At 69.0% G+C, this 20465-nt stretch carries 19 protein-coding genes; 7 read left to right on the forward strand and 12 right to left on the reverse strand.

The features are described 5' to 3' along the window. Nucleotides 1–18: 18 nt before the first annotated feature. On the reverse strand, nt 19–819 hold the full coding sequence (locus ADBZ6K_RS14910) for an electron transfer flavoprotein subunit beta/FixA family protein (protein ID WP_526347942.1): 801 nt from the start codon (nt 817–819) through the stop codon (nt 19–21). Nucleotides 820–1037: 218 nt separating this feature from the next. Between ADBZ6K_RS14910 and ADBZ6K_RS14915 the strand changes: the two genes are divergently transcribed. From ADBZ6K_RS14915 to ADBZ6K_RS14925, 3 genes are read left to right on the forward strand one after another with little or no spacing between them, the layout of a single operon-like run. Beyond that, a complete protein-coding gene (locus tag ADBZ6K_RS14915) occupies nt 1038–1811 on the forward strand; it encodes a class I SAM-dependent methyltransferase (protein ID WP_526347944.1) in 774 nt (257 codons plus the stop codon). 56 nt (nt 1812–1867) lie between these two features. Continuing rightward, nucleotides 1868–3406: a 1,4-alpha-glucan branching protein domain-containing protein gene (locus tag ADBZ6K_RS14920; protein ID WP_526347997.1), complete on the forward strand. Its 1539-nt coding sequence runs from the start codon at nt 1868–1870 to the stop codon at nt 3404–3406. Nucleotides 3407–3443: 37 nt separating this feature from the next. Beyond that, nucleotides 3444–4682, forward strand: a complete 1239-nt coding sequence (locus ADBZ6K_RS14925) for a glycosyltransferase family 4 protein (RefSeq protein WP_526347946.1) — start codon at nt 3444–3446, stop codon at nt 4680–4682. 10 nt (nt 4683–4692) lie between these two features. On the opposite strand, the gene ADBZ6K_RS14930 is transcribed toward ADBZ6K_RS14925, so the two are convergent. Then, nucleotides 4693–5430, reverse strand: coding sequence for an acyltransferase (locus tag ADBZ6K_RS14930; RefSeq protein WP_526347948.1), 738 nt, complete (start codon nt 5428–5430; stop codon nt 4693–4695). A gap of 125 nt (nt 5431–5555) precedes the next feature. Here ADBZ6K_RS14930 and ADBZ6K_RS14935 point away from each other — a divergent pair, with 125 nt between their 5' ends. Beyond that, complete coding sequence (locus ADBZ6K_RS14935; RefSeq protein WP_526347950.1) at nt 5556–6854, forward strand: BamB-related PQQ repeat family beta-propellar protein; 1299 nt, start codon at nt 5556–5558, stop codon at nt 6852–6854. Nucleotides 6855–6872: 18 nt separating this feature from the next. Here the strand turns inward: ADBZ6K_RS14935 and ADBZ6K_RS14940 are convergent, their stop codons facing one another. The 7 genes from ADBZ6K_RS14940 to yczE form a co-directional block, all read right to left on the reverse strand. Then, nucleotides 6873–7568 (reverse strand): esterase, encoded by a 696-nt coding sequence (locus ADBZ6K_RS14940; protein WP_526347952.1) that lies wholly within the window; start codon nt 7566–7568, stop codon nt 6873–6875. A gap of 87 nt (nt 7569–7655) precedes the next feature. Continuing rightward, nucleotides 7656–8831 carry a THUMP-like domain-containing protein gene (locus ADBZ6K_RS14945; RefSeq protein ID WP_526347999.1) on the reverse strand — a complete coding sequence of 392 codons (1176 nt, stop codon included), beginning with the start codon at nt 8829–8831 and terminating at the stop codon, nt 7656–7658. After that, nucleotides 8819–9826: a class I SAM-dependent methyltransferase gene (locus tag ADBZ6K_RS14950; protein ID WP_526347954.1), complete on the reverse strand. Its 1008-nt coding sequence runs from the start codon at nt 9824–9826 to the stop codon at nt 8819–8821. The genes ADBZ6K_RS14945 and ADBZ6K_RS14950 overlap by 13 nt, the downstream gene beginning before the upstream one ends. A gap of 10 nt (nt 9827–9836) precedes the next feature. Continuing rightward, a complete protein-coding gene (locus ADBZ6K_RS14955; protein WP_526347956.1) occupies nt 9837–10493 on the reverse strand; it encodes an enoyl-CoA hydratase in 657 nt (218 codons plus the stop codon). Beyond that, nucleotides 10486–11247, reverse strand: a complete 762-nt coding sequence (locus ADBZ6K_RS14960; RefSeq protein ID WP_526348001.1) for an NUDIX hydrolase — start codon at nt 11245–11247, stop codon at nt 10486–10488. Before ADBZ6K_RS14960 ends, ADBZ6K_RS14955 begins: the two co-directional genes overlap by 8 nt. A gap of 74 nt (nt 11248–11321) precedes the next feature. Next, nucleotides 11322–12161 (reverse strand): ABC transporter ATP-binding protein, encoded by an 840-nt coding sequence (locus ADBZ6K_RS14965; RefSeq protein ID WP_526347958.1) that lies wholly within the window; start codon nt 12159–12161, stop codon nt 11322–11324. Nucleotides 12162–12203: 42 nt separating this feature from the next. After that, entirely contained in the window at nt 12204–12788 is a 585-nt protein-coding gene (gene yczE / locus ADBZ6K_RS14970; protein ID WP_526348003.1) for a membrane protein YczE, read from the reverse strand. A gap of 215 nt (nt 12789–13003) precedes the next feature. Here yczE and yczR point away from each other — a divergent pair, with 215 nt between their 5' ends. Further along, on the forward strand, nt 13004–14446 hold the full coding sequence (gene yczR / locus ADBZ6K_RS14975; protein ID WP_526347960.1) for a MocR-like transcription factor YczR: 1443 nt from the start codon (nt 13004–13006) through the stop codon (nt 14444–14446). A gap of 57 nt (nt 14447–14503) precedes the next feature. Here yczR and serB read toward each other — a convergent pair whose 3' ends face one another. Both serB and ctaD read right to left on the reverse strand, forming a co-directional pair. Then, nucleotides 14504–15736, reverse strand: coding sequence for a phosphoserine phosphatase SerB (serB, locus tag ADBZ6K_RS14980; protein WP_526347962.1), 1233 nt, complete (start codon nt 15734–15736; stop codon nt 14504–14506). Between the two features lie 22 nt (nt 15737–15758). Further along, entirely contained in the window at nt 15759–17471 is a 1713-nt protein-coding gene (gene ctaD / locus ADBZ6K_RS14985) for an aa3-type cytochrome oxidase subunit I (RefSeq protein WP_526347964.1), read from the reverse strand. A 225-nt stretch (nt 17472–17696) separates the two neighbouring features. On the opposite strand from ctaD, the gene ADBZ6K_RS14990 reads away from it, so the two are divergent. Together ADBZ6K_RS14990 and ADBZ6K_RS14995 are read left to right on the forward strand one after the other, a co-directional pair. Then, nucleotides 17697–18767, forward strand: coding sequence for an iron-siderophore ABC transporter substrate-binding protein (locus ADBZ6K_RS14990; RefSeq protein WP_526348005.1), 1071 nt, complete (start codon nt 17697–17699; stop codon nt 18765–18767). Nucleotides 18768–18942: 175 nt separating this feature from the next. After that, nucleotides 18943–19989, forward strand: coding sequence for an NAD(P)-dependent alcohol dehydrogenase (locus ADBZ6K_RS14995; RefSeq protein ID WP_526347966.1), 1047 nt, complete (start codon nt 18943–18945; stop codon nt 19987–19989). Between the two features lie 53 nt (nt 19990–20042). On the opposite strand, the gene ADBZ6K_RS15000 is transcribed toward ADBZ6K_RS14995, so the two are convergent. Further along, nucleotides 20043–20369, reverse strand: coding sequence for a DUF3349 domain-containing protein (locus ADBZ6K_RS15000; protein ID WP_526347968.1), 327 nt, complete (start codon nt 20367–20369; stop codon nt 20043–20045). Between the last annotated feature and the right edge of the window lie 96 nt (nt 20370–20465).

The following is a 20465-nucleotide window of genomic DNA, read 5'->3' on the forward strand; positions in this document are numbered from 1 at the left end:
GCTCTGGAAGGAAAAGTCTTAGATCAGTTTCTGGGCAACCAGGTACTCGGCGATCTTGGCGCCGCCCTCACCCTCGTCGGCGATCTTCTCGCCCGCTGACTTCGGCGGCTTGGGCGTCGCCGAAAGCACCGTCGAGCCGGCGTTCGGGCCGCCGACCTCGTCGGCCTCCACCCCGATCTCAGCCAACGTCAAGGTAGTCACTTCCTTCTTCTTGGCCGCCATGATGCCCTTGAACGACGGGAACCGCGGCTCGTTGATCTTCTCGTTGACGCTGACGACCGCGGGCAGCGTGGCCTCCAGCGTGAACACGCCCTCGTCGGTCTCCCGCTCACCGCTGACCGTGCCACCCTCCACCACCAGCTTGCGCACATGGGTCAGCTGCGGCAAACCCAGATACTCGGCGATGATCGCCGGCACGGCACCAGCGACCCCGTCGGTGGATTCATTGCCCGCAATCACCAGCTCGGTGCCCTCGATGGTGCCCAACGCCCGCGCCAACGCCCACGCCGTCTGGATGACATCGGAACCGGCCATGCCGTCGTCCTTGAGATGCACCGCCTTGTCGGCGCCCATCGACAACGCCTTGCGGATTGCCTCACTGGCGCGCTCCGGTCCGGCGGTCAGCACGGTCACCGTGCTCTCCCCGCCCGCCCCGCTTTCGCGCTCCTTGATCAACAGCGCCTCCTCGACGGCGCGCTCGTTGATCTCGTCCAGCACGGCGTCGGCGGCCTCACGATCCAACGTGAAATCGCCGTCGGCGAGCTTGCGCTCCGACCACGTGTCAGGCACCTGCTTGATCAGGACCACGATGTTCGTCATGACTCTGGTTCGTCCTCCTCGATGAGGCCGGGGCCCGGCCGGCCATAGCACGTTCAACGCAAACGCGGACCATGTTACTAGCCAGTAACTTGGGGTGCTTCGCAGGATCACCATAGCTTGCCTCTGCCAGCCGAAATCATGCACGTCAGCCCTCCCGCGGCAGCCGAACTGGGCCGGAACGGGCGACCAACCCGCGGGCTGGACTAGCCTGCCATGCAATGAGCGCATTCGACGGGCCCCCCACGGCCGACCTTCCGTTGACCGGGGAGCGAACCGTGCCCGGTCTGGCCGAGGAGAACTATTGGTTCCGCCGCCACGAGGTGGTCTACCGGCGGTTCGCGGCCCATTGCACGCGCCGCGACGTGCTCGAGGCGGGCTGCGGAGAGGGGTACGGCGCCGACCTGATCGCCGATGTGGCCGAACGGGTGGTCGCAGTGGACTACGACGAGGCGACAGTCGCCCATGTCCGCGCCCGCTATCCGCGGGTCGACGTGCGCCACGGGAACCTTGCGGAACTGCCGCTGCCCGCGTCGACGGTGGACGTGGTGGTCAACTTCCAGGTGATCGAGCACCTGTGGGATCAGGGCCAGTTCGTCGGCGAATGCCATCGGGTGCTGCGGCCGGGCGGTGTGCTGCTGATGTCCACGCCCAACCGGATCACCTTTTCCCCCGGGAGGGACACGCCGCTCAACCCGTTTCACACCCGCGAACTCAACGCCGCCGAGCTGACCGAACTCCTCACCGGCAAGGGCTTCACCGTCGAGTCGATGCTCGGGGTGTTCCACGGCGAGCGGCTGCGGCAGCTCGATGCGCGCCACGGCGGATCGATCATCGACGCACAGGTCGCGCGTGCGGTGGCCGGCGAGCCGTGGACCGAGGAGCTGCTGGCCGATGTGGCGTCGGTGTGCGTCGACGATTTCGATCTCGCCGATGCGGCGGACCGCGACATCGACGACAGCCTCGATCTGGTTGCGATCGCGATCCGGTCGTGACGGAGTCGAGCACCGCGGCGTTTTCCGGCCAGGCACGCACGGCCGCGGTCCCCGGCATGTTCACCCTGGTACTGCACACGCACTTGCCGTGGCTGGCCCATCACGGCCGGTGGCCGGTCGGCGAGGAATGGCTGTATCAGTCGTGGTCGGCCGCCTACCTGCCGCTGCTGCGGGTGTTGCGCACGCTGGCCGCCGAGGGCCGCCACCACCTGGTCACACTCGGCATGACCCCGGTGGTCACCGCACAGTTGGATGACCCGTACTGCCTGACGGGCATGCACCACTGGCTGGCGAACTGGCAGCTGCGCGCACTGGAAGCCGCCACGATGCGCGGCGGCACCGACACCTCTCCCGCGTCGGCGCCGGAAGCATTGCGCGCGTTCGGGATTCGCGAACTGGACGAGGCAGGCGGCGCCCTCGCCGATTTCGCGACGCTGTGGCGCCATGGCGCCAGCCCGCTGCTGCGGGAGCTGATCGACGCGGACACGATCGAGTTGCTCGGCGGGCCGCTGGCCCACCCGTTCCAGCCGCTGCTCAACCGCCGCCTTCGGGAGTTCGCGCTGCGCGAGGGACTCGACGACGCCAGGCAGCGATTCGCGCACACGCCAGCCGGGATCTGGGCGCCCGAGTGCGCCTACGCGCCCGGGATGGAAATCGATTACGCCGCAGCCGGTGTCACCCATTTCATGGTGGACGGGCCGTCCTTGCATGGCGACACCGCACTGGGCCGGCCGGTCGCCGGTTCCGACGTCATCGCGTTCGGGCGGGACCTCAACGTCAGTTACCGGGTGTGGTCGCCCCGATCCGGCTACCCCGGTCACGCCGCCTACCGCGATTTCCACACCTACGACCACGCCACCGGCCTCAAGCCGGCGCGTGTCACCGGCCATAACGTGCCGTCGGCGGAGAAGGCCCCGTACGATCCGAAGCGCGCCGACAGCGCCGTCGACGCCCACGTGGACGACTTCGTCGGGGTGGTGCGGCGCCGGCTCATCGAGGAGACCGACCGGATCGGCAGGCCCGCGCATGTTGTCGCGGCCTTCGACACCGAATTGTTCGGGCATTGGTGGTACGAGGGGCCGGTCTGGCTGGAGCGGGTCCTGCGGGCGCTGCCTGTCGCCGGCGTGCGCGTCGGCACCCTCGCCGATGCGATGGCCGATGGCTTCGTTGGGGATGCCGTCGAATTGCCGCCCAGCTCATGGGGTTCGGGTAAGGACTGGCAGGTCTGGGCCGGCGAACAGGTGGCAGACCTGGTGCGGCTCAACGCCGAGGTCGTCGACAGCGCGCTGTCGGCGGTAGACAAGACGCTAGCCCGGTCCGCATCGCCGGGATCCCCCACCGCACGCGATTTCGTCGCCGATCAGATTCTGCGCGAGACGCTGCTGACCGTGTCCAGCGACTGGCCGTTCATGGTGAGCAAGGACTCCGCCGCCGATTACGCGCGCTACCGCGCACATCTGCACGCACACGCCACCCGTGAGATCGCCGGAGCACTGGCGTCAGGCCGCCGCGAGCATGCGCAGCGGCTGGCCGACGGCTGGAACCGCGCCGACGGACTGTTCGGCAGCCTCGATGCCAGGCGGTTGCCCCGGTGACCTCTCCCCCACGCCCGCGACGGCCGTGGCGCGGCCGATGAGGATTCTGACGGTGTCATGGGAGTACCCGCCGGTGGTGATCGGCGGGTTGGGCCGCCACGTCCATCACCTCGCGACCGAGCTGGCCGCCGCGGGCCATGAGGTCGTGGTGCTGTGCCGCCGGCCGACCGGCACCGATCCCAGCACGCATCCGTCGATCGACGAGATCAGCGAGGGCGTCCGCGTCATCGCCGCCGCACAGGATCCGCACGAATTCGAGTTCGGCGCCGACATGATGGCCTGGACGCTGGCCATGGGGCATGCGATGACGCGGGCCGGCCTGGCTCTGCACACCTCGGAATCGTGGCGACCGGACGTGGTGCACGCCCACGACTGGCTCGTGGCCCATCCCGCCATCGCGCTCGCCGAATTCTTCGATGTTCCACTGGTTTCCACGATCCACGCGACGGAAGCCGGCAGGCACAGCGGCTGGGTCGCCGGCGCGATCAGCCGCCAGGTGCACGCCGTGGAGTCCTGGTTGGTGCGTGACTCCGATCTGCTGATCGCCTGTTCGGCATCGATGTCGCAGGAGATCACCGACCTGTTCGGCCCCGATCTCGCCGAGATCAGAGTGATCCGCAACGGAATCGACGCCGCACGTTGGCCGTTCGCGCCACGCGCAATCCGATCGGGCCCGGCGGAGCTGCTCTATCTGGGCCGACTGGAGTACGAGAAGGGTGTTCACGACGCCATCGCCGCGTTGCCCCGGATCAGGCGCACCCATCCGGGCACGACTCTCGTGATCGCAGGCGACGGCACCCAGCGGGACTGGCTGGTGGAGCAGGCCCGAAAGCACAAGGTGCTCAAGGCCGTCACCTTCGCGGGCCGGGTCGACCACGAGGAGTTGGTGCGGCTGCTGCACCGGGCCGACGCCGCGGTGCTGCCCAGTCACTACGAGCCGTTCGGCATCGTCGCGCTGGAGGCGGCCGCCACCGGGACCCCGCTGGTGACCTCCAACGTGGGGGGGCTGGGCGAGGCGGTGATCGACGGGGTGACCGGGATGTCGTTCCCGCCGCGTGACGTCGCCGGGCTGGCGAGCGCGGTCCGTGCGGTGCTGGACGATCCCGACGCCGCCCAGCGCCGGGCGAATGCCGCCCGCGACCGGCTGACGTCGGATTTCGACTGGCACACCGTCGCCATCGACACGGCGCAGGTCTACCTCGCGGCCAAGCGCCGCGAGCGCGGACCGCTGCCGCGGCGGGCCATCGTCGAGCGGCCGCTACCGGATCGGGGCTGAGCAGGAGCGGCTAATGGGCGGCTTTCTTGCGTTCGATATCGGCGAGTGCGGCGGCCAGCTCCGCGCGCTCGGCGGCCGACGTCTCCCACGCCAGCTTGCGATTCTTCACGACCTTGGCCGGTGCGCCGACCGCGATCGAATAGTCGGGGACATCGCCCTTGACGACCGCGTGCGCACCCAGCACGCAGCCCCGCCCGATGGACGTACCCCGCAGGATGGTCACCTTCGCGGCGATCCAGGTGTCCGGGCCGATCCGCACCGGGCTCTTGACGATGCCCTGATCTTTGATCGGCACGTTGATGTCGTCCATCTTGTGGTCGAAGTCGCACACGTAGCACCAGTCGGCCATCAGCGCCGATTCGCCCAGTTCGACGTCGAGATAGGTGTTGATCACGTTGTCGCGGCCGAGGACCACCTTGTCGCCGATGCGCAGTGAACCCTCATGGCAGCGGATGGTGTTCTTGTCGCCGATGTGCACCCAGCGGCCGATTTCCATCTGGCTGAGTTCTGGAGTCGCTTGGATTTCTACGCCCTTGCCCAGAAAGACCATGCCGCGGGTGATGATGTGCGGGTTGGCCAGCTTGAACCGCAGCAGTCGCCAGTACCGGACCAGATACCAGGGTGTGTAGGCCCGGTTGGCGAGCACCCACCGCAACGAAGCCAGCGTGAGGAACCTGGCCTGACGCGGATCACGGAGCCGAGAGCCCCGCCAGCGCTTGTGCAGCGGCGCACCCCACATGGTCGTCATGGCGGGAAAGCCTACGCGAAGCTCGCGGGACATCCGCGGGTCGCTACGACGGGGCACCCAGCCCGTCGGGTTACCCTCACGTGGGCGTGAAGCCCGGACGCAACCCGACGACCTGAGAGGACCCTGTGTTCCGGCGATTCCTCGGGTTGGCGGCAACGGTGCTGGTCGCCGCCGGGCTGACCGGCTGCGGGAACACCGATTCCTGGGTGCAGACCCATGCGGCGACCGGGTGGCCCGCCCAGTACGGCGACGCGAACAACAGCAGCTTCACATCGGTCGAGGGTGCTGACGCGCTGCGGCTGGAGTGGTCCCGCTCGGTCAAGGGTGAGATCGGCGCCCAGATCGCGCTGGGCTCGGGAAGCTACCTGGCCGTCAACGCGCAGACGGCGGGCGGTTGCTCGCTGATGGTGTGGGAGGCCGACAACAACGGCCGTCAGCGCTGGTGCAACCGGGTGGTGCAGGGCGGCGGGTTCGCCGGCCCGCTGTTCGACGGGTTCGACAACGTCTACGTCGGCCAGCCCGGCGCAATCCTGTCCTTCCCGGTGACCCAGTGGACCAGGTGGCGCCAGCCCGTCATCGGAATGCCCGCCACGCCCAGGATCCTGGCGGACGGTCAGCTGCTGGTGACGACGCATCTGGGCCAGGTGCTGATCTTCGACGCCCACCGCGGCTCCGTGGAGGGCACGCCGCTGGATTTGGTGACGGGGATCGACCCGATGGACTCGATGCGCGGACTCGACGACTGCGGGCCTGCGGGGCCGGGTTGTCCGGTAGCCGCCGCGCCCGCGTTCGCCGCGGCATCGGGCATCGTCGCCCTGGGGCTGTGGGAACCCGGTGCCGGCGCGCCGATCATGGTCGGGCTGCGTTACCACCCCGGTCAGAGGCCGCTGCTCACCCGGGACTGGACCAGTGCCGTCGTCGGTGGCGGGCCGCTGGCCAGCCCGGTGCTGTCGGCGGACGGCGCCACGATCTATGTCAACGGGCGTGACGAGCGGCTGTGGGCGCTGAACTCCGAGGACGGCACGGTGAAATGGTCCGTTGCGCTGAACTACCTGGCGCAGACGCCACCCTCGGTGTCCCCAGACGGGCTGATTATCGCCGGCGGCGGGCCGGGGGCAAGGCTGACTGCCGTCCGCGACGACGGGGAACGCGGCGACGTGGTGTGGACCCGCGACGATGTCGAGCCGTTGACGACGTCGAGCCGCGCCGGGGAGGGCATCGCCTACGCCGTGGTGCCGTCCGGCGGGCCCGATGCTCCCCGCGGTCAGGCGTTGATGGCGTTCGACCCGGCCGACGGCCGCACGATCGACAGCCACGAGATGCCGGAGGCCACCGGCTGGCCGGTGGGCATTTCCGTCGGCCACGATCGCCGCGTCGTGACCGCGACCAGCGACGGTCAGGTCTACGGCTTCGCCCCCGCCTGACCGCGGGCAGTCATCGATCTAGATGGCCAGGAGGGTCGCCAGCGCGGCGCGGGGAACCGACGCCTGCGTCGCGCCCGCGGCGTCGGCCAGCAACTCGCCCTGGCCGAAGAAGAAGATCACGGTGTCGTCGGTGAGCGCGAAGTTCTGGTAGTGCGACGGGTCCATGCCGTCGGCGGGCGAGATCGCCTGCTGCACACCGGTCTTCCTCTGCAGGTCGGCCTGCACGATGGGATAGATGACGGCCAGCGGGTCGGCGCCCGGGGTGAACAGGGTGTCGTAGGTGATCGGTGTCCGCGCCGCCAGGTTGTAGTTGAAGGCCTTGAACCAGGTCTGCGGGTGGGCACCGCCGACGTTCTGGTACACCTCGAACACCACGCTCTGCGTGCCTCCGGGAGAAACCCCGGACCGGTACGCGGCGCCTTTCGCGTCGAGCACGTAGGGCAGGTCGCGTGAGCCGGGCATATCCGAGACGTTGATGAAGCCGTCGCGGGTCTGGGTGAGGTAGCCGACCAGGGCCGGCTGGTCGGGGTAGTTGTCGGGGAAGCTGAAGTCGAGGGTGTAGGCGGTGGCGGCGGCGTGGACGCGGCACGTCCCGTCGGGGTCCACCGTGCCCGCCAGGTCGCGGCACGCCGATTGGGCGCCAGCAGTCGCGGTGCCGGACCACAGCGTCAGAATGCCGGCCGCGACCGCAGCGGCCAGGGCGGAAGTTCGCATCGTCGGGTCGTCCTCGCAGGCGATCACGGCGCCGGCGACACCGCCGACGCTACGTTGACAGCCTACGCCGCCATGCCGGGTCGTGAGTTACCTCGACGGGCGGCAGACGAATGCCGTTGCCCGGCTTGCGGCCCCGGAACCGAGTCGCGCGATGACGACGGCGATCGGTGTGGAACCCCGCAGCCGCAGTCGGGCGCGCAGCGTGTCGGGGTCGACGTTCACCCCGCGCACCAGGATCTCGAGCGCACCGGCGTCGTGCGCCGAAAGCACCTGCCGCAGACGACGTTCGCTATAGGCAACGCGGTCGAGCACCTCGAATCCGCGGACTCCTGGCGGCAGCTGATCGCCGGACAGGTAGGCGATGTCCGGATCGAGTTGCCAGAGGCCGTACCGGGCCGCATAGTGCCGGACCAGGCCGGCGCGGATGACCGCACCGTCCGGTTCGAGGATCCACCGGCCGGGCGCTGCCACCGCACAGTCGTCGGGTTCGGCGTCGGTGATCTCCTCCGGCCCGTCGAGCAGCGTTGCGCGCCTGCCGACGCCGGACGCTGCCAGCCCATACGACCACAGGCAGGCCTCCCGGACGCCGCCGCCCAGTGAGGTCACCTCGATCTCGCCACGAAAGCCCGACCGCTCCAGCCACGTGAAATCGATTCCAGGAGAACACTTCACAACGCTGTCGCGGTCGCGGTACAGCTCGAGAAGCACATCGAGCGCGGGGGTGTAGGCGTGCGGATCGAATCGCCGCCGCCCGCCGGCGCGGCGGCCCGGGTCGAGCAGGACGACGGCCTCGCGGGTGATCGGGTGCAGTGCGTCGGCACGGCAGAGATCCACGTCCGGGACGTTGTGACGGGCCATGGCCAGCCGGACCGGATCGATGTCGCTGCCCAGCACGAGCGACGCGCGCGTTCGCAGAGCCGCAAGCTCAGACCCGACCGAACAGGTCGCGTCGTGCACGGTGGCACCCGCCAGCCGGCGGGCACGGTGCTGCGCGACGGGTTCGGCGGTCGCCTGCTGCAGCGCGTCGTCGGTGAACAGCCAGCCGGATGGGTCAACGAACTTGGCGGAGGCCCTGCGGCGCAGCAGCGTCGTTTCCACCAGCGCAGCCGCCCGGTCACCGAATCGTGTTCGCAGCGAAGCGATGTCGGACACCAGGGTGGCGTCGTTCAGGCGGTGGGCGGCGGCGTCTTGCAGCGCCCGCGCACCGTCGTCGCCGCCCAGGTAGGCGACCGTTGCCAGGTCGAAGAGGCTCAATCTCCCGATGGTTTGACGCCGGTCACCATCACGTTGTAGAACCAGCCCTTCGGCACCACCCGGCGCCACACATTGGCGTCGACCCAGCTCAGCGCCATCCAGCCGTTGAACGCGAATTTCGCCCAGCCCCAACCCAATTTGCCGGGCGGCACCGCCGCCTCAAAGGTCCGTACCGGCCAGCCCAGCATCGCCGCGGTGAATTCCTCACTGGCCGTGCGGACCTCGATCGCACCGGCCGACGTGGCCATCCGTTCCAGGTCGGCCGGCTCGAAGGTGTGCAGGTCGACGACGGCCTCCAGAGCCGCCGCGCGCGACGACTCGTCGAGCTCGGTCTGCGGCCTGCGCCAGCCGTCCAGCCCGGGCAGCCTGGTCAGGTGGGTCGCGGCTCGCCATGTCAGCGTGGACAGCGCCCGCGCGTATGAGTTGCCGACCGTGGTGGGTTCACCCGCGAAGACGAACCGGCCGCCGGGCTTGAGCACCCGGATGACCTCACGCAGCGACAGCTCGACGTCGGGGATGTGATGCAGCACCGCGTGGCCGACCACCAGGTCGAAGGTGTTGTCCTCGTACGGGATGCCCTCCGCGTCGGCCACCCTGCCGTCGATGTCGAGTCCGAGCGACTGGCCGTTGCGGGTGGCCACCTTCACCATGCCGGGGGACAGATCGGTGACGGAGCCGCGGCGCGCCACCCCGGACTGGATCAGGTTCAGCAGGAAGAAGCCCGTTCCGCAGCCGAGTTCCAGCGCCCGGCCGTAGGGCAGGTCGCGCTGTTCGGCCTCGGGCACGATGGCGTCGAATCGGCCCCTTGCGTAGTCGACACACCGCTGGTCATACGAGATCGACCATTTCTCGTCGTAGGACTCGGCCTCCCAGTCGTGGTAGAGCACCTGGGCGAGTTTGGAGTCGTGGCGGGCGGCCTCGACCTGCTCGGCCGACGCGTGGGGGTTGGGAGCCGGGTCACCGGCGAGATCATCCACGGTGCGGAACTCCTTCATCTCCGTCATGCAGGGCAGCCTAACCGTCGCCGTCGATGGCGGCTTTGGCGGCAGCCAGTACCTGTACCGGATACTCCAGGAACCGCGAGGCCCACGCCAGCGCGGCGTCGTACACGTGGTCAGGGGCGACCAATTCGTCGACCAGGCCGAGTTCGAGCGCCTCCTTGGCCCCGACGAACCGGCCGCTGAACACCAGATCCTTGGCCTTGCTGGCACCGACCGCGCGGGCCAGTCGCGCTCCGCCGCCCCCGCCGGGGGCCATACCTGCGAGGACCTCCGTGGCCCCGAACTTGGCGTTGTCGCCGCTGACGCGCCAGTCGGCGGCCAGCGCCAGCGTCAGCCCGCCGCCCAGGGCGTAGCCGGTGATCGCGGCGACGGTGGGTTTGGGCACCGCGGCGAGCGCATCGACCGCCTCGCGCCGGACACGTTCGGCTGCGGCGATCTCGTCGGCGTCCAGCGCGCGCAGTTCGGGCACGTCGTCGCCCGCGGAGAAGATCTCGTGACCGCCGAAGACGATCAGCGCGATGATGTCGTCGCGGCCATGGAGATCGGCGGCGGCCGCCGCGATCTCGCGGTAGACCTGCCTGGTCAGGGCATTGGTCGGCGGGCGGGACAGCAACAGCGTGCCGATGCCGGGATGGTCATCGCTGAGCCGGATGCTGACGAATTCACTCACCGGGACTCCGGTGGCTTCGCGCCCGGTTGTACCGCTCGCTGTCGAAGAACTCGATCTCCCAGTTGCCGTGGCTGATCGTCAGGCGCGGCTCGACGGGCACGATCCGGCGCTCCGCCGCGAGGACGTCGGCGACGCTGCGCGTGGCCAGCGAATCCAGCTGCGTCCAGGTGGGCGGCAGCAGAAAGGTGCGCCCGGCCTCGAAATCGTCGAGCGCCGCCTCCGGTGTCGTCCAGTCGGCCCTGTCGGTTTCGGTGTTGTCGCCGTCGGCGCGCTGGCCCTCGGGCAGGGCGCCGACGAAGAAGTACGTGTCGTAGCGGCGGCTGCGCTCCTCCTTCGGGGTCACCCAGTTGGCCCAGGGGCGCAGCAGGTCGGCCCGCAGGATCAGGCGCTCCTGGGTGAGGAAGTCGGCGAAGGACAGCGAGCCGTCGGCCAGCGCGGCGCGGGATTCGCCGTAGACCGAGGCGTCGCTGACGATGCTGCCGGGCTCATCCTCACGCCCGGCGAACAACACCCCGGACTCCTCGAAGGTCTCCCGCGCGGCCGCGCACACCAGCGCCGCGGCGAGGTCGGTGTCGACGCCGAACCGGTGCGCCCACCACGACGGGTCTGGTCCCGCCCACCCGGTCCCGGCGTTGCGGTCACGGTCGTCGACTCCCCCGCCGGGAAAAACCATGACGCCCGCGGCGAACTCCATGGCGGCGTGGCGCCGCATGAGGAAGACGTTGATGCCGGTGGGGGTGTCCCGCACCAGCATGACGGTCGCGGCGGGCCGCGCATCCAGCGGGGCGGCGGGCCGCGCATCCAGCGGGGCGGCGGGCTCCGGTGCCGTCACCCACGCCTCCGGTGCGCGGCCCGACTGCGGATACGCCTGGCGAAGTACCGCCCGTCGATGTAGTCCAGGGCGATCGACTGGCCGAAGGCCTTGGACAGGTTCTCGGCGGTCAGTACGTCGGGCAGCAGACCCGACGCGACGATGGTGCCTTCCGACAGGATCAGCGCGTGGCTGAAGCCCGGCGGGATCTCCTCGACGTGGTGGGTCACCAGCACGATCGCGGGCGCGTCGGGGTCGGCGGCCAGATCGGACAGGCGGGCCACCAGTTCCTCGCGGCCGCCGAGGTCGAGTCCGGCCGCGGGCTCGTCGAGCAGCAGCAGTTCGGGATCCGTCATCAGGGCACGGGCGATCAGGACCCGCTTGCGTTCGCCCTCCGACAGGGTGCCGAACGTGCGGTCGGTCAGATGTTCGGCACCCACGCTTTCCAGCATCTCGACGGCCTGCGCGTAGTCCATGTCGTCGTAGGTCTCGCGCCAGCGGCCCAGGACCGCGTATCCGGCGGACACCACCAGGTCGCGCACCACCTCACCGTCGGGCACCCGCTGGGCCAGGGCGGAGCTGCTCAGCCCGACTCGCGAGCGCAACTCCGCCATGTCGACCCGGCCGAGCCGCTCACCGAGCACATAGGCCGTTCCCGAGGACGGATGTTCGGTGGCGGCGGCGATCCGTAGCAACGACGTCTTTCCGGCCCCGTTGGGGCCGATGATCACCCAGCGTTCGTCCAGTTCGACTGCCCAGGTGACGGGTCCGACGAGGGTGCGGCCGCCGCGGCGCAGCGTGACCCTCGCGAAGTCGATCAGCAGGTCGGGGTCGGCTGCGTCGGGAGCTGCGGGCACGTGACCATCGTGCCGTACAGCGCGGGCGGCGCGCCCCGCGGGTCAGCGTTGCGACAGGGCGTGTTCGCCGGGGTGCGCGAGCACCGTCGCCCATCCGCTGCGGGCCAGAACGCGGCGCGGAGTCAGCCGCAGGACCAGCTGCACCAGCGGTCCGATGCCCAGCGCGTAGACCACGGTACCCACGCCAACGGCACCGCCGAGCAACCAGCCTGCGCCGAGCACCACCGTCTCGATCGAGGTGCGCACCAGGCGCACCGAAAATCCGGTGCGGGTGACGAGGCCGGTCATCAGCCCGTCGCGCGGGCCCGGCCCGAGCCCGGCGCCCACATAGAGCACCGTGCTGATCGCGTTGAGCACCACGCCGCCGACCATCAGCGCCACCCGAATCGGCAGAGACGAGGGGGTGGGCAGGATCGCGAGGGCGGCGTCGACGGTCACGGCGATCACGATGACGTTGGCGACGGTGCCGATGCCGGGCCGATTGCGCAACGGGATCCAGGCCAGCAGAACCGCGACGCCCACGACCCCCGACGCCAGCCCGATGGTCAGCCCGGTGTGGTGGGCCAGACCCTGGTGGAAGACGTCCCACGGGTCCAGGCCGAGCCCGGCGCGCACCATCATCGCCATCGAGAGCCCATAGCCCGTGAGACCGACGAGCAGCACCGTGCCACTGACCACGGTTGGCCTGCGGTATTCGGTCACCTCGGGTCCACAGGACGTGGGATCGGGGTGAGTGCGGCGCGAAGCCACGCCAGTTGCTGAGACCAAGGTGATGGCATGCGTCCAGAATCGCGATGAACTGGCTTGCCTATCAATAGCCAGTTGGCGAATACTGGCTTCAAATGACAAGTCCAATGTCCGATCGCGCATTGAGTGTGGAGCTATTGGCCCGCGAACTGGGCAACTGGCGCACATCCAGTCGCAGTGGGCCGGTCTACCAGGGGTTGGCCGATGCGATACGGCTGCTCGTCGTCGACGGCCGCCTGCCGGTGGGCGCCCGGCTCCCCAGCGAACGCGCGCTGGCCGACGTCCTTCGGGTGTCGCGCACAACGGTCACCGCCGCCTACGCGGCACTGCGCGATGACGGCTACCTCAAGGCGCGGCGCGGCGCGCGCAGCACAACCGCTCTGCCGCTGGCCCCGGCCGCCGCACCCGAAGCGGTGCCGCGCGTCCTCAGCCTGGCGGCCGCGGCACTGTCGGCTCCGGCGACCGCCGTCCTCGACGCGTACGGCGCAGCCACCCGCGAGATGACGCCCTACCTGCACGAGCCGGGCCACGAACTCGTCGGGGTCAGCGCGCTCCGCCATGCCATTGCCGAAAGATATTGCGCGCGAGGACTTCCCACTACTCCCGACGAGATAGTGGTGACCAGCGGTGCACTGCACGCGATCAGCCTGATCCTGGCCACCTTCGTGCAGGCAGGCGATCGGGTGCTCGTCGAGCAGCCGACCTATCACGGCGCGCTTTCGGCGATCCTCACGAGCGGCGCCAGGCCGGTCCCGGTGGCACTCACCGACGACGGCTGGGAGCTGGACGCTGTGGACGCCGCGGCGCGCCAGTTGGCGCCCAGCCTCGCCTATCTGATTCCGGACAACCACAATCCGACCGGCCTGACGATGCCAGAGGTGCAGCGAAAACGGTTGGCGCACATCATCGCCGACACGCGGACCCGCACCGTCATCGACGAGACCATCATCGACATGTGGCTGGACGGGCCGATGCCCGCCCCCGTCGCGGCGGCCATGTCGACTCGGCGCGACCTCGTGCTCACCGTCGGGTCGATGTCGAAATCCTTCTGGGGCGGCCTGCGGGTCGGCTGGATCCGTGCGGAGCGCCCCACCATCGCCAGCATCGCCGCGCTGCGACCGTCCGTCGACATGGGCACCGCAATCCTCGAACAGCTTGCCGCCGCAAGGCTTTTGGCGATGCACGACGAGATCCTCGACGAGCGCAGGGACATCCTGCGCCGCAGGCGCGCGCTGCTGTTGTCGCTGCTGGACGAGCACCTGCCCGCCTGGAGGCCCGGCCGCGGTGCCGGCGGCATGTCGCTGTGGGTGCGGCTGCCCGCGCCGATGAGCACCGCCCTGTCCGCATCCGCGTCACGGCTGGGCCTGGATCTGCCCGCGGGCCCGCGGTTCGGTGTCGACGGGACGCTGGAGCGGTTCGTCCGGGTGCCCTACGCGCTGCCCGACGACCAGCTCATCGAGGCGGTGCTGCTGCTGGCGCGGGCGTGGCGCAGCGTCACGGGGTCGGCGATGCCCGAACCCGGTGCCATCGTCGTCTGACGAGCGATTTCGGCGCGCCTTTCGACGCTGAGCGCATGAAACCGCGCCGAAATCACCTCAATCCGGGATGTCCACCCGGCGGACCACCCCGTCGACCGCGTCCGCGGCCTCGATCTCACCGCGGGTGACGCCGAGGATGAACAGCACCGTGTCCAGGTACGGATGGCTCAGTGACGCGTCGGCGACCTCCCGCAGGGCGGGTTTGGCGTTGAACGCCACCCCCAGCCCCGCGGCCGTCAGCATGTCGATGTCGTTGGCACCGTCGCCGACGGCGACGGTCTGCTCCATCGGCACCCCCGCCTGCTGCGCGAAGTCGCGCAGCGCCTTGGCCTTTCCCGGACGGTCGACGATCGGTCCGATGACCCGCCCGGTCAGCTTGCCGTCGACGATCTCGAGTTCGTTGGCGGCGACGAAGTCCAGCATCAGCTCGTGTGCCAGCGGCTCGATCACCTGGCGGAAGCCGCCGGACACCACGCCGCAGTGATACCCCAGCCGGCGCAGGGTGCGCAGGGTGGTCCGCGCACCGGGCGTCAGCTCCACCTTGTCGGCGACGTCATCGAGCACGTGGGCGGGCAGCCCCTCCAGCGTGGCGACCCTCCGGTGCAGCGACTCGGCGAAGTCGAGCTCGCCGCGCATCGCCGCCTCGGTGACCTCCGCGACCGCCGCCTCGGCACCCGCGTGGGCCGCCAGCATCTCGATGACCTCGCCCTGGATCAGGGTGGAATCGACATCGAACACGATCAGGCGTTTCGCCCGGCGCGACAGGCTGTAATCCTCCAGCGCGATGTCGACACCCTCGTCGACGGCCACCCGCGCCATCGCGGTCTGCAGCTGCGCGTAGGCACCGCCGCGTGGCACCGACACCCGCAGCTCCAGGCCTGTCACGGGGTAGTCGGACACACCGCGGATGAAGTCGATGTTGACGCCGAGCGCGGCGACCTCACGGGCCACCGCACCGAATGCGCCCGCGCCGATCGGCCTGCCCAGCACCACGATGGTGTGGGTCGACGGTTCGCGCATCACCGATGTGTCGTCGCTGCGTTCGATCGTGACATCCAGGCCGATGGCGTGGATGACGTCGTGCACCTCTTCACGCAGCGCGGCACTGCCAGCCACGTCCTGTGGTCCCGCCACCAGCACACCCAGCGTCAACCGTCCCCGGATCACAACCTGTTCGACGTTGAGCAGTTCGACCTTGTGCCGCGACAGCACCTCGAACAACGCCGACGTCACACCCGGTTGATCATGTCCGGTGACGGTGATCAGCACCGACACCTTCGACGTGCTCACCCCTGCGCGAAGTGGCAGGCCATCAGCTGGCGTGGGTGCTGGAGTGATCGCGGCCGACGTGCGCCTCGGCCCGCATCCGATCAACCATGTGCGGGTAGTGCAGCTCGAACGCCGGGCGCTCCGAACGGATACGCGGCAGCTCGTTGAAGTTGTGGCGCGGCGGCGGGCAGCTGGTGGCCCACTCCAGCGAGTTGCCGTAGCCCCACGGGTCGTCCACCGTGACGACTTCGCCGTAGCGCCAGCTCTTGAACACGTTCCAGAAGAACGGCAGCGTCGAGGCACCGAGGACGAACGCGCCGATCGTGGAGACGATGTTCAGCGTGGTGAAGCCGTCGGTGGGCAGATAGTCGGCGTAGCGGCGCGGCATGCCCTCGTCACCCAGCCAGTGCTGCACGAGGAAGGTGGCGTGGAAGCCGATGATCGTCATCCAGAAATGCAGCTTGCCCAGGCGCTCGTCGAGCAGCCTGCCGGTCATCTTCGGGAACCAGAAGTAGATTCCGGCGTAGGTCGCGAACACGATCGTGCCGAACAGCACGTAGTGGAAGTGGGCGACCACGAAGTAGGAATCGCTGACATGGAAGTCCAGCGGTGGGCTGGCCAGCAGCACGCCGGACAGACCGCCGAGCAGGAAGGTGACCAGGAATCCGACGGAGAACAGCATCGGCGTCTCGAAGGTCAGCTGGCCCTTCCACATCGTGCCGATCCAGTTGAAGAACTTGATGCCCGTCGGCACCGCGATCAGGAACGTCATGAAACTGAAGAACGGAAGGAGAACGGCTCCGGTCGCGTACATGTGGTGCGCCCACACGGCAACCGACAGCGCCGCGATGCCCAGAGTCGCGTAGATCAGCGTGGTGTAACCGAAGATCGGCTTGCGGCTGAACACCGGGAAGATCTCCGACACGATCCCGAAGAAGGGCAGCGCGATGATGTACACCTCGGGGTGGCCGAAGTACCAGAACAGGTGCTGCCACAGCATCACCCCGCCATTGGAGGGGTCGTACACGTGGGCGCCGAGGTGGCGGTCGGCGGCCAGGCCGAACAGCGCGGCGGTCAGGATCGGGAAGGCGACCAGCACCAGAATCGAAGTGACCAGGATGTTCCAGGTGAAGATCGGCATCCGGAACATGGTCATGCCGGGCGCACGCATGCAGACCACGGTGGTGATCATGTTGACGCCGCCGAGGATGGTGCCGAGACCGCCGACGGCCAGGCCCATGATCCACAGATCGCCGCCTGCGCCGGGCGAATGGATGGCGTCGGTCAGCGGGCTGTAGGCCGTCCAGCCGAAGTCGGCGGCACCGCCGGGGGTGATGAACCCGCCCATGGCGACCAGCGCGCCGAACAGGAACAGCCAGAACGACAGCGCGTTGAGCCGTGGGAATGCCACGTCGGGTGCGCCGATCTGCAGCGGCAGCACCAGGTTGGCGAAACCGAAGACGATGGGTGTCGCGTAGAACAGCAGCATCACCGTGCCGTGCATGGTGAACAGCTGGTTGAACTGTTCGTTGGACAGGAACTGCAGCCCGGGGACGGCGAGTTCGGTACGCATGAACAGGGCCATCAACCCGCCGATGGCGAAGAAGATGAAGCACACCACGCAGTACATGACACCGATGAGCTTGTGATCGGTGGTGGTGATCAGCCTGTAGATCAGGTTGCCCTTGGGGCCGAGCCGTGCCGGGTAGGGACGTCGTGCCTCGAGTTCTCCGATTGGGGGCGCTTCGGCTACCAAGAGGTCCTCCAAACATTCCGTCGGGACATCCCCGCTTCGATAGCTATGAATCCTAGCCCCCGTGGGGCGGTCTGTAAGCCTGGGTCCTACAAACTGTCGTACTGGATTGGCGGACGGCTCGCGCGGGTAGCCTGACCTGCGTCTACCTGCCGGGGTGTTACCGTCGGCCGCGTGTTTAGCACGGGACGCGCGAGCCTCACCGGCCCCGCGTCTCGCAGGGTCGGGCTGCTCGCGGGCGTCGCGGCGGTGCTCACCGCGGCAATCGTCACGACGGCCACCGGCTGCGGGTCGTCCGCCGGCACCCAGCGGCCGGCGTCGGGCCAGACTTCCGTCATCACCAGCACCACCAAGATCGGCGGGGCGGGCGTGCTGGGAAATCAGCGCAGGCCCGACGAGTCGTGCGCGCCCGAACCGTCGCCCGTCGACCCGGGACCACCCGAGCGCGAGGTGCGCCACGCGGCCGGTACGACGCAGGTGCACGCGGACCCCCAACGGATCGTGGCGCTTAGCGACGACCAACTCGACGCGCTGTGCGCGCTGGGTCTGCAGTCGCGCATCGTCGCCACGGCGCCGGCCGGCGGGGCGAGCACACCACCGTCGTATCTGGGCACCGTCGTGCATGACCTGCCCGCCGCGGGTAGCGCCACCGCTCCCGATCTGGACGCGATCCGGGCGGCTGCACCCGACCTCATCCTGGGTTCGCAGGCGCTGACACCCGACGCATACGCGGCCCTGTCGGCGATTGCGCCGACAGTCTTCACCGGGCCTCCCGGGGCCGACTGGAAGGCGAACCTGCGCGTCGTCGGCGCGGCGACCGGACGTTTCGAGGCCGCCGCCGCACTGATCGACGGCTTCGACGAAGCGGCCGCCCAGACCGGCGTGGCCACCGATGCCGCGCACTTCCAGGTGTCGGTGGTCCAGCTGACCGACAAGACACTGCGGGTGTACGGCGCCAACAACTTCGCCGCGGGCGTCCTCCAAGACGTCGGACTCGATCGTCCCGCCGGACAGCGGTTCACCGATAGGCCCTACGTCGAGATCGGCACCACCGACCTGGCCGGCTCACCTGACTTCTCCATCGCCGACGGCGACATCGTCTATGTCTCCTTCACCTCGGCCGAGGCGAAGGAGCGCGCCGCCGAGGTACTCGACAGCGATGCGTGGCGCGATCTGTCGGCCGCCAAGGACAACCGGGTGTACGTCGTCAACAACGAGGTATGGCAGACGGGGCGAAACATCGTCGCCGCACGCGGCATTCTCGCCGACCTCCGCCTGGTCAACGCGCCGATCAACTGAGCGATCGCCGGAGCTTTCCGCGCGGCGGGCCTTTAGGCTGGATTCGCACCCCGGACGCGGAAATAGGTGGCGTCCAGCGTGCGTTGGCTATCCGATGTGTCGCATTATCGCGACAGTTTCCCAATCGCACCGACCGGTCCGCACCGGTCGGCGACTGACGACGAAGAGGCCTGAGATGAGCACCGTCACCGCATATGCCGCAACCTCCGCGAGCGAACCGCTGACCAAGACGACGATCGAGCGGCGCGAGGTCGGCGCGCACGATGTCGCATTCGATATCCATTTCGCCGGGATCTGCCACTCCGATATCCACACCGTCAAGGGGGAATGGGGCCAGCCCGCCTACCCGGTGGTGCCGGGCCACGAGATCGCCGGCGTCGTCACCGAGGTCGGTTCGCAGGTCACCAAGTTCAAGGTCGGCGACCGCGTCGGGGTGGGCTGTTTCGTCGATTCGTGCCGCGAATGTTCCAACTGCCTGGCCGGGCTGCAGCAGTACTGCACCGGGACCGGCATGGTCGGCACCTACAACGCCGTCGGTAAGGACGGCACCTCCACCTACGGCGGCTACAGCACCGCCATCGTCGTCGACGAGGACTATGTGCTGCGCATCCCCGAGGCGCTCCCGTTGGACAAGGCCGCGCCGCTGCTGTGCGCGGGCATCACGCTGTATTCGCCGCTGCGGCACTGGAAGGCCGGGCCCGGCACGAAGGTGGCGGTGATCGGGCTGGGCGGACTGGGCCACATGGGTGTCAAGCTGGCCGCCGCCATGGGCGCCGAGGTGACGGTGCTCAGCCAGTCGCTGAAGAAGATGGAGGACGGGCTGCGGCTGGGGGCCAGCCATTACTACGCCACGTCGGATCCCGACACGTTCACCAAGCTGGCGGGTACGTTCGACCTGATCCTCAACACGGTGTCGGCCAACCTGAACCTGGGCGACTACCTGGCGTTGCTGGCCACCGACGGGACGCTGGTCGAGCTGGGTATCCCCGAGCATCCGATGAGCGTGCCGGTGTTCCCGCTGGCCATGGGCAGGCGCAGCCTGTCGGCCTCGGCGATCGGCGGCATCCCCGAAACCCAGGAGATGCTGGACTATTGCGCCGAACACGGTGTTGGTCCCGAGATCGAGGTCATCGACGCGTCCTACATCAACGAGGCCTACGAACGGGTGCTCGCAAGCGACGTGCGCTACCGCTTCGTCATCGACATCGCCACCCTGCGGTGACGGCGGGGCGCTGACACTGGGTAGCGGGCACGCTGGGTAGGGGGACGGTTGGACTAGACGGCAGGGCTGTCCACGCCGGCCAGCGGCCATCCGGCCGCGGCCAGTCGGGCGGCAACCCGCTTGATGTTCTCCGGGCCGGCGTCGTGGTGTGTCACGTCCTCGATGAAGGCCGCGATCTCGTCCCCGTCGATGCTGCCGTCGGACAATGCGGCCGAATCCGTGGCGGTGAGGTGTCGCACCACCTCGGTGAGCTGTTGTTCGGTGAGCGGTGTGGCGCGCAGCAGGGCCAACAGCGGAACCCGGTCGGTACCGGGCACACCCTCCGGGTAGCCCGCCCGCAGCCAGTTGAGGATCGACGCGAATAGCGACGTGGTGGTCACGACGCCCAGTGTCGCCCTCCCGCGGCCTCACCGCCACCACGGCACACGACAGTTGGCGAGCCATTCACCCGCGGTTCACGGCGTCGGGGGATCAGC

Origin of the sequence: Mycobacterium sp. (assembly GCF_044223235.1) — a bacterium.
Classification (GTDB): Bacteria; Actinomycetota; Actinomycetes; order Mycobacteriales; family Mycobacteriaceae; genus Mycobacterium.